The sequence below is a fragment of the Achromobacter sp. genome, assembly GCF_050285585.1.
Lineage (GTDB): Bacteria > Pseudomonadota > Gammaproteobacteria > Burkholderiales > Burkholderiaceae_B > Achromobacter.
In genome coordinates this window covers 64,964-73,774 of sequence record NZ_JBLZXF010000010.1, presented here as the reverse complement: position 1 = coordinate 73,774, position 8,811 = coordinate 64,964, and the positions used below count along the sequence as shown (strand labels likewise).

At 64.2% G+C, this 8,811-nt stretch carries 17 protein-coding genes; 12 read left to right on the top strand and 5 right to left on the bottom strand.

Features of this window, described 5'->3' with window-relative positions; translation table 11 throughout:
- The first annotated feature begins 11 nt into the window (after positions 1-11).
- Positions 12-197, top strand: coding sequence for a hypothetical protein (locus ACN6PJ_RS15810; RefSeq protein WP_427996796.1), 186 nt, complete (start codon positions 12-14; stop codon positions 195-197).
- Positions 198-206: 9 nt separating this feature from the next.
- Here ACN6PJ_RS15810 and ACN6PJ_RS15805 read toward each other — a convergent pair whose 3' ends face one another.
- From ACN6PJ_RS15805 to ACN6PJ_RS15790, 4 genes are read right to left on the bottom strand one after another with little or no spacing between them, the layout of a single operon-like run.
- Positions 207-815, bottom strand: a complete 609-nt coding sequence (locus ACN6PJ_RS15805; protein WP_427996795.1) for a hypothetical protein — start codon at positions 813-815, stop codon at positions 207-209.
- Positions 812-1,225 carry a hypothetical protein gene (locus ACN6PJ_RS15800; protein ID WP_427996794.1) on the bottom strand — a complete coding sequence of 138 codons (414 nt, stop codon included), beginning with the start codon at positions 1,223-1,225 and terminating at the stop codon, positions 812-814. The genes ACN6PJ_RS15805 and ACN6PJ_RS15800 overlap by 4 nt, the downstream gene beginning before the upstream one ends.
- Positions 1,222-3,045 carry a DNA cytosine methyltransferase gene (locus ACN6PJ_RS15795; RefSeq protein ID WP_427996793.1) on the bottom strand — a complete coding sequence of 608 codons (1,824 nt, stop codon included), beginning with the start codon at positions 3,043-3,045 and terminating at the stop codon, positions 1,222-1,224. Before ACN6PJ_RS15795 ends, ACN6PJ_RS15800 begins: the two co-directional genes overlap by 4 nt.
- 4 nt (positions 3,046-3,049) lie before the next feature.
- Positions 3,050-3,280 (bottom strand): hypothetical protein, encoded by a 231-nt coding sequence (locus ACN6PJ_RS15790; protein ID WP_427996792.1) that lies wholly within the window; start codon positions 3,278-3,280, stop codon positions 3,050-3,052.
- A 325-nt stretch (positions 3,281-3,605) separates the two neighbouring features.
- Between ACN6PJ_RS15790 and ACN6PJ_RS15785 the strand changes: the two genes are divergently transcribed.
- Positions 3,606-4,109, top strand: a complete 504-nt coding sequence (locus ACN6PJ_RS15785) for a hypothetical protein (RefSeq protein ID WP_427996791.1) — start codon at positions 3,606-3,608, stop codon at positions 4,107-4,109.
- 134 nt (positions 4,110-4,243) lie between these two features.
- Positions 4,244-4,744, top strand: a complete 501-nt coding sequence (locus tag ACN6PJ_RS15780) for a hypothetical protein (RefSeq protein WP_427996790.1) — start codon at positions 4,244-4,246, stop codon at positions 4,742-4,744.
- Positions 4,745-4,860: 116 nt separating this feature from the next.
- On the opposite strand, the gene ACN6PJ_RS15775 is transcribed toward ACN6PJ_RS15780, so the two are convergent.
- A complete protein-coding gene (locus ACN6PJ_RS15775; RefSeq protein WP_427996789.1) occupies positions 4,861-5,097 on the bottom strand; it encodes a hypothetical protein in 237 nt (78 codons plus the stop codon).
- Positions 5,098-5,171: 74 nt separating this feature from the next.
- Here ACN6PJ_RS15775 and ACN6PJ_RS15770 point away from each other — a divergent pair, with 74 nt between their 5' ends.
- The 9 genes from ACN6PJ_RS15770 to ACN6PJ_RS15730 all read left to right on the top strand — a co-directional run bounded on the left by ACN6PJ_RS15770 (position 5,172) and on the right by ACN6PJ_RS15730 (position 8,756).
- Positions 5,172-5,603: a hypothetical protein gene (locus ACN6PJ_RS15770; RefSeq protein WP_427996788.1), complete on the top strand. Its 432-nt coding sequence runs from the start codon at positions 5,172-5,174 to the stop codon at positions 5,601-5,603.
- 63 nt (positions 5,604-5,666) lie between these two features.
- A complete protein-coding gene (locus ACN6PJ_RS15765; protein WP_427996787.1) occupies positions 5,667-6,089 on the top strand; it encodes a hypothetical protein in 423 nt (140 codons plus the stop codon).
- A gap of 17 nt (positions 6,090-6,106) precedes the next feature.
- On the top strand, positions 6,107-6,724 hold the full coding sequence (locus ACN6PJ_RS15760; protein ID WP_427996786.1) for a DUF3251 domain-containing protein: 618 nt from the start codon (positions 6,107-6,109) through the stop codon (positions 6,722-6,724).
- A 128-nt stretch (positions 6,725-6,852) separates the two neighbouring features.
- Positions 6,853-7,221, top strand: coding sequence for a hypothetical protein (locus ACN6PJ_RS15755; RefSeq protein ID WP_427996785.1), 369 nt, complete (start codon positions 6,853-6,855; stop codon positions 7,219-7,221).
- 186 nt (positions 7,222-7,407) lie between these two features.
- A complete protein-coding gene (locus ACN6PJ_RS15750; protein ID WP_427996784.1) occupies positions 7,408-7,617 on the top strand; it encodes a hypothetical protein in 210 nt (69 codons plus the stop codon).
- Complete coding sequence (locus tag ACN6PJ_RS15745; RefSeq protein ID WP_427996783.1) at positions 7,614-7,970, top strand: hypothetical protein; 357 nt, start codon at positions 7,614-7,616, stop codon at positions 7,968-7,970. The genes ACN6PJ_RS15750 and ACN6PJ_RS15745 overlap by 4 nt, the downstream gene beginning before the upstream one ends.
- Positions 7,967-8,251: a DUF3846 domain-containing protein gene (locus ACN6PJ_RS15740; protein WP_427996782.1), complete on the top strand. Its 285-nt coding sequence runs from the start codon at positions 7,967-7,969 to the stop codon at positions 8,249-8,251. The genes ACN6PJ_RS15745 and ACN6PJ_RS15740 overlap by 4 nt, the downstream gene beginning before the upstream one ends.
- Complete coding sequence (locus tag ACN6PJ_RS15735) at positions 8,248-8,535, top strand: hypothetical protein (RefSeq protein ID WP_427996781.1); 288 nt, start codon at positions 8,248-8,250, stop codon at positions 8,533-8,535. The genes ACN6PJ_RS15740 and ACN6PJ_RS15735 overlap by 4 nt, the downstream gene beginning before the upstream one ends.
- Positions 8,532-8,756 (top strand): hypothetical protein, encoded by a 225-nt coding sequence (locus ACN6PJ_RS15730; RefSeq protein WP_427996780.1) that lies wholly within the window; start codon positions 8,532-8,534, stop codon positions 8,754-8,756. Before ACN6PJ_RS15735 ends, ACN6PJ_RS15730 begins: the two co-directional genes overlap by 4 nt.
- Positions 8,757-8,811 lie beyond the last annotated feature (55 nt).

Sequence of the window (8,811 nt, the reverse complement as noted above, 5' to 3'; positions counted from 1 at the left end):
AGATATCAAAAATGAGCAACGAGGCCGATCTGGATCGCTACATTTCCCTGCGGCGCATCGACCGCAGGCACTGGGATTGGACCGTTCGCATCCCTGAAAAGGGGTACAAGAACTGCGAGGAATGGGCGCCAAACGAAACTGTCGCTCGCGACGAAGCCCGGGAAGCCGCTCGGCGGCTACTGGATGGTGATGATTGAATTCGGGCTTCATGGAGCCGCCTTCTGCTCAAGGCGCGCATAGGCGTCCCACATGCGCAGGCTGGCCAGGCGCGCGATATCGACCGCCGCGGCCGGGCTGATCGCCGGCGCATCGCGGTTTGGCGTGGCGCGGCGCACGCACTCCACGCGCATGACATCGCCAGCCGGGCGCGGGTAGCCGTCGCGGTCCAGCAGCAGGACGCCGCTCTGGGCGCTCGGCAGGGCCGCCAGCAGATCCGGGTGCCAGATCTCCTTAGGGAGCGCGTAGTAGTGCTTCCAGACCTTTGCGGGCCAGTCCTTCGGCGTGCTTTTGTAACGGGCGCGCCGGGCAATACTCTCGACCCGCAGGTCGTTCGACCAGGCGCTGTGCCGCAACACTGTCACGGACGGCCAGGAGCCGATGTACTCGCGGCGCCACCATTTTTCCTTCTTCGCGTCGGCCTTCAGGTCAGCCCGGCTGATCTTGATTTCGACGTCGATGATGCGCAGGTTCTCCGTCACCGCCAGCAGGTCGCATTCATGGCCGGTCCAGTTGCAGTTGGGCACGACAACCAGGTATTTCCGGTTGAACGTCTGCCGCACCAGCGCGCGGGCGATGGCAGTCTCGGACCACGTCATGACCGCCCCCTACGCGCGGCCCGCAGCCGCGTCACCATGTCCAGGCTCGCCATGGACGAACCCATCCCGTCCTCGGGCAGGATCGCCTCGTTGCAATGCGGGCACAGGGGTGCCATCTTGCGGCCGCGCCAGATGCTTTCGATCACGCGCGCGGCCTTGAGGTGCAGCGTCCGGCTGGCCAACTCTTTCAGGCCAGCATCACGGGCGTCTAGGGCGGCCCGCTCGCGCTGGAATCGCTCGATGAGCATGGTCAGAGCCCAATAGGCGCCCACCTGCACCTGGCAATCCGAACAGCGGACAATCTCACCCTCGTCGTCCAGCGCCAGATGCAGGTGCCGGCACGCCCCGGGGCGGTAGTTCCGGCGATCGCGCGAAATTTTCGCGTCACTAAAGCTGATGATGGTGCTCATGCGCCCTCCCCGCCGCGCACGGCCAGCGCGGTCGCGATCGGCCGCACCCAGATGGGCGTGGACGAGAGCTGGAAGGATTCGCCGGCTCGTGACAGCAGGATGGCCCTGCCGATTTCTTCGGCCATGGCCCGGGCGGCCTTCTTCGGGACGGCGTTTCCGATGCGCTCACGGTGCGCGCTGTCGCTGTTGCCATCCATCTGGAACGGTTTGCCGCGTGCCTCGGCCTCGGCGTAGTCGTCGGGGTCGTACAGGCTCTGCAGGGCGGCCAGCTCCAGCGTGGTGAAGGGTCGGTGCCAGGTCCCGTCCTCGGCGATGATGCGGCATACCAGCTTGTCGTTGGCAGCCGGTAGCTGGCGCGGGTCGGCCACAGACCATGATCCGTTGTCGTGGCAGGCAGACGCCGACACGGCGCCGACGTGCTGGTCCCAAGCCGCCACGCCATAGTGGCCGGCCGTCAGGTAGTGGTCGCCACGCTCGCGGGCCAGGCCCGGGCGCGGGTCAGCAACGCACAATCCGCCGCTGCCGAACCGGGCGCCGGTGACGGTCTTGGCGTGGTCCGCGTAGGCCGTGATGGCCAGCTTGCTGCCGTGGGCCGACTCGGGCCAGCCAGTGCGCGGATCTGCCACGCATTGCCCCGTGCCGTGCGCGCCCGTCACGGCGCGCGCCGCGGCGTCGTAGCGGACGATGCGGAATTCGTTGCTGTGCTTGGCCGGGCCGTGGTGGCGCGGATCGGCGACGCTGTACGCGCCCTGCCCCGGCCCCTGTTGGCCGGCCACCGTGCCGGTCGAGGCGTCCCAGCGGCGCACGCCGTAGGCCTGGCCGTCCTTCCATGCGGCCGACGGGTCGAAGCGCGGGTCCGCGACCGAGAAGGCTCCGGTAACCGGCCGGGCGTTGCCCGTGACCGTGCCGCAAGAATCCGACCAGTTGCGCACGCCCAGCACACCCGCATGCATTTCGGGCACCAGCAGGAAGTCACGCAGGTAGCCGTCCCGCACCGCCAGGCGGTTCAAGCTGCGCCAGTCGCTGCCGGCTTCGACGAACGCCAGCCGCACCCAGGTTTTCCAGCTCAGGTTCGGAATCCGGTGCATGGGCCCGGCGCGCAGGTCGCCCGGCAAGTGCATGCGCCCCAGGATCTCGCCGACGGCGCGCAGCGGACGTCTCGGCGGCTCGTAGATGAAGGCCGGCACCTTCTCGGCGTGCCGCGCGATCAGGAGGAAGCGCTTGCGGCTCTGCGCCAGGCCGCCCAGCTCGCCGCAATCGTGGGCGGTTTCGCGCACGACGTAGCCGTAGTGGCGCAGCAGCTGGACGATCTGGTCCAGGAAGTGGCGGCCGCGCGACGCGATGCGCGGCACGTTCTCGAACAGGATCACCTCGACCGGGTCGTCCTTCCAGGCCTCCAGCGCCAGCCAGACACCGCGCAGCGTCAGCTCGTTCAGCGCCTGGTACTTGGCGGTCAGGCTGCGCGAGTGCGACAGCAGACCGGAGAAGCCTTTGCACGGCGCCGACAGGAACGTGATGTTCGGCCGGCGGCCGCCGGCAGCTGCCTGGATATCGGCGGGCGTGGCCTCTTTCCAGCCGTCCGACGGTTGGCGGCCGTGGAACGCGGCGTACTGCTGGCGGCTGAACAGGTCCCGCACCGTACAGCGCACGCCCGTGAACTGGTGGAAGTCCGCGGCGCCGGCGGCGTCAACGTCAATCCCGCCCAGGCAGACCATGCGCCCGCGCAGGCCCGGGATTTCGGGCTGGGCTTCCTGCATGCCCGCGGCGCCGACGCCGGCACCCGAAAACAGATGGAAGTGGTTGATGTCAGATACGGCCATGACGTCAGCCCACCGGGTTGGCGCGTGCGCGCACGTAGCCGAGGGCGCCGAATGCATGCTGCTCGAGCACGGCGCGCGCGTACTCGGCCTTCGTCTTGCCGCTCATCGTGGCAAGGGCTGCGATCGCGTCGTAAAGATCGCTGGTGCAGGGAATATCCAGGCGCTCGGTGCATTTGCCGGCAGCGGACGTTTCAGAGGGGCGGGATTCGAGGGTGTGCAGGACGGGATTGCTCATTGGATACCTATCGGATGTTGCTCGGCTGGGCCCGGCGCGGCGCGGTAGGCACAATGCCGCTATGGACATGGATCAGGGGGAAAGGGAGAAGCGGCTTGCTGTGCATAGCGCAGGAGCCGCGCGCGCTGTGTGGACGACAGCCGGCACATGCGCAGCCAATGGCGCAGGCGCCAGGCCTGCACCCCGGCGGCGTCGAAAGGGCAAGACGGGCGAACGCAGGCTCGCGGGCAGGACGTCAGCCATGGCGGCCTCCCCGCTGGCGGTTCCCACGCAACGTAGAATCGGAGGCTCCTACACCACCCTTTTCTACGTTGGGGGAACCCTTATGGACGTCACCGCCATCTTTTCGATGGTCACCAATGCAGTCAGCGCCTACAAGGCGGCCGTAGAGCTTAAGGACGAAGCGCAGATCATTGCGGCCACCAACGAATTGCAGATGAAACTGTCGATCGCCCTGGCGCATGTCATCGCGGTGCAGGAAAAGGATGCGGAGCGCGCCAAGAGCGAGCGCGCGCTGTTGACTCGCATACACGAACTTGAAGACCAGACCCGCGACCTTGAAAAGCGCATTGCCGAGCGAGAGCGCTATGAGCTGGTCGAGGACTATCCGGGAACGCTCGCCCTTCGTCTTAAAGAGTCGTGCCAGAACGGAGAGCCCATGCATTACCTTTGCCCCGGGTGCCTGGACAACAAGCAGGTGAAGTCGATACTCCAGTTCTACGACAAGTACAAGCGCCTTGCCCATTGCCCGGCGTGCACCCAGAAGTATCGATTCGCGGATAACCCTCCGCTGCGAATATCCCGCCCTGCGAGCAACTGGCGCACGTGACCGCGTCATGCAGCCTCCCGCGCATGCTTCACTCCCTCGGCCGGGATGGCGCTGTGCATACTCCGATTGCGGCAGATCAGACTCTGGTCGATACCTGCGGTCCCGAAAGCAAAATCTTCGAATAGGCACTTACCATGAAACTCGATAGAGACCTGCAGCGATCCATCCTGCAAGCGCTGGCCGATGTATATCCGGGGCCAACAAAGCCCGCTTGGCAGAAGATCACACGCCTGGCCGAGGAGAATGTCGTTGTCGGAAACCTGCTCTACATGGAAGAGCATGGCTTGGTCGAATCCGGGCTCAGACGAAGTGCGAGTGGGGGCTACACGATCAACACCGGTAGCTTCAAGATCACTGCCCGCGGGCTCGACTTTCTTCAAGACGATGGCGGCCTGTCGGCAATCCTTGGGGTCGTAACGATCAAAATTCATGACGACACCATCAAGCAACTGATTGAGGCGAAGATCCTGCAATCGGATCTGCCCGCCCAAGAAAAGAAGCGATGGACCGATCAGCTTCGATCGCTGCCCGCCGAGACCACAAAACACCTCGTACTGAAGCTACTGGATAAGAGCCTGGAGTCGGGGCCGGCAGCACTTGCCGCAATAGGAAGTCTTCTTGGGATAGCCTCGTGAATAAAGCGAACCCGGCCTCTGTACCCAACGGAATCCAGAATCCGTCGACGTCGGTACGCACCGTCATGACGACATTGCAGTTGTGGCACACCAACGACGTGGGCCGCAGCTCGAACTCAGACATGCTCCACCCCCTCGGCCTCGGGCGCGCGACCGTCTGCCGCGTCGCTCCGCTCGAAGTAGTCGTGCAGGGCCTGGACGGTCTGAACGCGGGGGTTTTTCACCTCCCCGTATCGCAGCTTGCGCACGGTGCTTTCCGGCACACCAGACCCCTCTGCTACCCGGGGAAGATCAGGAAATCGAACGGCGCTCAGGCGAGCGAGTACGGAGGAGAGAAATGTCGGCTGGTTCATGCGCCGCATTTTCAACCCATATTTGGGTTGCGTCAACCCGCAAATGGTCCGCAAGCCGGGGCATAGTTCCATTTATGGGTAAAAAGTCCGCTGCGGAAATCGTTGGCGCAAACCTCGATCGATTGATGGGCGAAGCTGGCCTTTCCAACGTCACGTTGGAAAACCGGCTGTCCCGGCGCGTCACCAAGTCCACAATCGGACGTATACGCAACGTCGAGATAAGCGCCGGTATCGGAAATATTGAAGAAGTCGCGCGGGCCTTCGGGTTAGAGGCATGGCAGTTCCTGATACCCGACGTGTCGACTACCAATAAGCCACGCCTCGCGGGCAGTAGCGCCGCGGCCAATAGCGTCACGTCAAGCGCGGCCGACGCCGAACTCCTGGAGCTGTTTCACCAGTTGGACGATACGTACCGAGCCCTGCTCCTTGCAGACGCAAAAAAGTATCTCCAGGTGCAGCAGCCGACCATCAAAAGTGCCAGTGCCAAGAGGGCTAATGCGTCCTAGCATTCGTCTGGTGTGGTCGGACGGAAAAAAATTTGGCCCTAATGCAACAAAATAGGTCAAAAGATGAGCAAATTAGTACTTGTCCTATGTTCGATTGCGGTGGCTGGTGCTATATCGGGCTGCGCCGCCTCCCCATCCCCCTCCGATCGCAAGCTTGCCGCCTTTTCCGAATGGCAGAAAGACGCATCGGCACGCGAGGCGGCCGGCAAGCTGTCGCGAGTGGACAAGCTAAAGGAAATGTACGCGCAGCTGGCGAAGGAGCCGGTTTCCATGTCGGACGTGGCTGGAATGCGCTGGGCAAGCTCAGACATTACGACGCTGGAAGCCTACCAGGCAGGGAAGATTGACCGTGCGGAGGCGGAAAGCCGCCTCCATCAGAGCGAAACGACGTGGCAGTCCGAAAGGGCCGCACAGAACGCAGCAGCAAGGCCGGCCAGCACGCGCTGCATTACCTGGCAAGGTTTTACCCAATGTGCAACACAATAATCGGGCGCTGACGAACTATGAAACGCATCACCAAAGCAGCTGTCATTCTGGGCTTAGCTGCTGGGCTTTCTGGCTGTAAGCCTGACGCCGAGACGGCGGCAGAACTACGTTCTCTTCGGAGCGCTGTCACAGAACAAGCGCAGGCCATTGCACAGCTGAAGGTCGCGCATTCGAAGCTGACCTCCGACATCGTGAAATTGCAGGAGGATGTGTTTAACTTGCGATGGAAAGATGCTTCCTCAGACGACCTCGCCCAAACTGCCTACCTTTCGTTGACCGACAAGGGCTACAGCGTCGCTGAGATGCCCGTTGGCAGCGTACTGATCGCGGTCCGGGACGTCACTCCTTACGCGAACGGTGTCAAGGTCAAGCTCGATGTTGGCAATCCGACCTCTGCGACTTTTCCCGGTCTGAAGCTGCAAGTTGCCTGGGCGAACGCAGCGCCAGGCACCAAGAATTACGATTCAAACAGCCATCAGAAAAAAGAGATCAGCATCTCGGGCGATATCAAACCCGGAGCCTGGAACACGGAAGAAATCATCCTTGCCCCGGCCAAACCCGATCAAGTCGATTACGTGACTATCAAACCTTCCGCGCCAAGGGTGGTTCTCAGAACATCACCTGAACGGAAGTAGCAACAGCGGCCCCTCTCAGGGGCTTTCTTTTTTTCGTGGCAACCCATTTTCGGGTTGACACAACCCATTTTTGGGCTGAGAATCCTCGCATCGACCCATTTACGGGTCATCAACGACGCGAGGATTCCATGCTCTCGACTTGCCAAGCGCCTGCGCACGTAGGCATGCCGGCGGCCACACCCAGCACCGACGGCTACCCGGTGGTGCATATCCCCCCGCACGAACTGAGCGACGCCGACATCCTCAGCGTCCTCTGCGATCTTTTCGCCGGCCGCGCGAAGCACGCCTTCGGCGAAACCCTGGAATGGTGGGTCGAAACCCTGCAATGCGATCTGAGCCCTAAGGCCGCTGCCGGCGTGGCGCTGACCGTCATCAGCAAGTGGCATTTCGACCAGCGCGACGGCGCCGAAGGCGTCCAGCAGCTGAAGGACGAGCTCGTACTGCGCGCGCGCCAGCTGATTCCCCGTGCGCCGCGGAAAACCGGGGAGGTCGCCTGATGCTCGGTTTCTTCATTGTCGGCGTGCTGACCGTCTGGTTCGAAGTCCGCGACATCATCGCGGCCCGCTGGAGGACCCGCAAATGACCGGCGCCCTCTTCCTCATCCCCATCGCCTACCTCCTGGCCCGCGCTGGCGACGCCGTCATGGCTCGCCTGCGCCGCGCCGATTCCTGGAGCCCGACCGCATGACCGCCGCCACTCTCTGGGTCCTGCTGGCCTTCCTTCCCGCCGGCCACGACCGGCCGCCCGTCATGGTCGTCGAGCGCTTCGCCACCCAGGCTGAATGCCTCGACGTCCTCGCCGTCTTCCCGCCCACCGCCCGCGTCACCTTCGACTGCTTACCCAGCCGTCAGATCCGCGCGGGCGCGGCCACCTTGGAGATCCGCCCGCTATGAATGCCCCCATTCCGCTGCCGTCCACGGCCGAAATCCTGCAGGACGCCCTGGACCACATCAGGCGCACGGCACGCGCCAGCACGACGCAAACGCGCCGCCTGCGCTGGATCGCCAGCCGCGCCGAAGCCGCGCTGCAAGGCCGGCCCTATGTCGCCGCCGAGCATGAGCTGCCCAAGATGGTCAGCGAGGCCGTGCTGCAGGCGAAGAACCACCAGCTGCGCCTGGCCAACGCCCGGCTGCGCACCGCCCTGGCGCAGGTCGCGGGCGGCGCCACCGGCCACCTGGACCGCGACGCCGAGCTCGCCGAGATCGCCCAGGCCGCGCTCGACGCCGAACGGGAGGTCCGCGCATGAAAGCCACCCGCAAACTGATCCGCGCCAACGGCGCCGAAACCGAGCTGCATGGCCCGCATGCCATCCAGGACATCTGCCAGATGATCGGCGCCGATGCGCTGGATACCGTCAGCCTCTCCGACCGCGTGCACGTAATGCTCGTCGACGACCAAGGCATCCTGAAAAACCTGCCCGTCAACCCTGCAGCCACGCGCCTGTACCAGGACGCCCGCGGCATTCCCCACCAGATCCGCGGCGACGTGGTGATCGTGCCCGACTCCGACTACGCGAGGCACGCATGAGCGCCCAGCACACGCCCGGCCCCTGGCTTTGCACGAAGGCGAAGCACGGCGTTGACGCCGGCCATTACGTGATCGCCACCGTGGCCGATGACCGCGGCGATCGGTGCCTGATCATCCACGCCGAAGTCGGCGACGACAGCCAGGTTGAGGGAAACGTCAACCTGGTCCTTGCCGCCCAAGACCTGCTCGCTGTCGCCGAAGCCGCCCTTTGGGAGGACGACGGCTTGCACTGTGCCGACGCACTGCGCGCCGCCATCGCCAAGGCCAAGGGGGAGCAGCCGTGACCGCCCCGAACAGCAACATCCTGGTCCTGTTCCACGACGGGCACTACCTGGCGGAGATCTCGAACGGGCTGCGAGCCGCGCACCAGGACGGGCCCCGCGTCGATTTCAAGTCCGGCAGCCCGACGCAGATCGAGTTGCAGGTCAGCTACCAGCAAGACTCCATGGAAGATCTGCACGCCAAGGTCATCAACGCCTTGCAGGCCGCGCGAGGTGCCCAATGACCTCGACCGGCCAGTACCAGTGCCAGGCGTGCGGCGGCACATTCACCGCTAGGAC

Bases quoted from the DNA above. Each gene is read 5' to 3' on its own strand.
- ACN6PJ_RS15810 (WP_427996796.1), top strand. From the start codon at position 12: ATGAGCAACGAGGCCGATCTGGATCGCTACATTTCCCTGCGGCGCATC.
- ACN6PJ_RS15805 (WP_427996795.1), bottom strand. From the start codon at position 815: ATGACGTGGTCCGAGACTGCCATCGCCCGCGCGCTGGTGCGGCAGACG.
- ACN6PJ_RS15800 (WP_427996794.1), bottom strand. From the start codon at position 1,225: ATGAGCACCATCATCAGCTTTAGTGACGCGAAAATTTCGCGCGATCGC.
- ACN6PJ_RS15795 (WP_427996793.1), bottom strand. From the start codon at position 3,045: ATGGCCGTATCTGACATCAACCACTTCCATCTGTTTTCGGGTGCCGGC.
- ACN6PJ_RS15790 (WP_427996792.1), bottom strand. From the start codon at position 3,280: ATGAGCAATCCCGTCCTGCACACCCTCGAATCCCGCCCCTCTGAAACG.
- ACN6PJ_RS15785 (WP_427996791.1), top strand. From the start codon at position 3,606: ATGGACGTCACCGCCATCTTTTCGATGGTCACCAATGCAGTCAGCGCC.
- ACN6PJ_RS15780 (WP_427996790.1), top strand. From the start codon at position 4,244: ATGAAACTCGATAGAGACCTGCAGCGATCCATCCTGCAAGCGCTGGCC.
- ACN6PJ_RS15775 (WP_427996789.1), bottom strand. From the start codon at position 5,097: ATGAACCAGCCGACATTTCTCTCCTCCGTACTCGCTCGCCTGAGCGCC.
- ACN6PJ_RS15770 (WP_427996788.1), top strand. From the start codon at position 5,172: ATGGGTAAAAAGTCCGCTGCGGAAATCGTTGGCGCAAACCTCGATCGA.
- ACN6PJ_RS15765 (WP_427996787.1), top strand. From the start codon at position 5,667: ATGAGCAAATTAGTACTTGTCCTATGTTCGATTGCGGTGGCTGGTGCT.
- ACN6PJ_RS15760 (WP_427996786.1), top strand. From the start codon at position 6,107: ATGAAACGCATCACCAAAGCAGCTGTCATTCTGGGCTTAGCTGCTGGG.
- ACN6PJ_RS15755 (WP_427996785.1), top strand. From the start codon at position 6,853: ATGCTCTCGACTTGCCAAGCGCCTGCGCACGTAGGCATGCCGGCGGCC.
- ACN6PJ_RS15750 (WP_427996784.1), top strand. From the start codon at position 7,408: ATGACCGCCGCCACTCTCTGGGTCCTGCTGGCCTTCCTTCCCGCCGGC.
- ACN6PJ_RS15745 (WP_427996783.1), top strand. From the start codon at position 7,614: ATGAATGCCCCCATTCCGCTGCCGTCCACGGCCGAAATCCTGCAGGAC.
- ACN6PJ_RS15740 (WP_427996782.1), top strand. From the start codon at position 7,967: ATGAAAGCCACCCGCAAACTGATCCGCGCCAACGGCGCCGAAACCGAG.
- ACN6PJ_RS15735 (WP_427996781.1), top strand. From the start codon at position 8,248: ATGAGCGCCCAGCACACGCCCGGCCCCTGGCTTTGCACGAAGGCGAAG.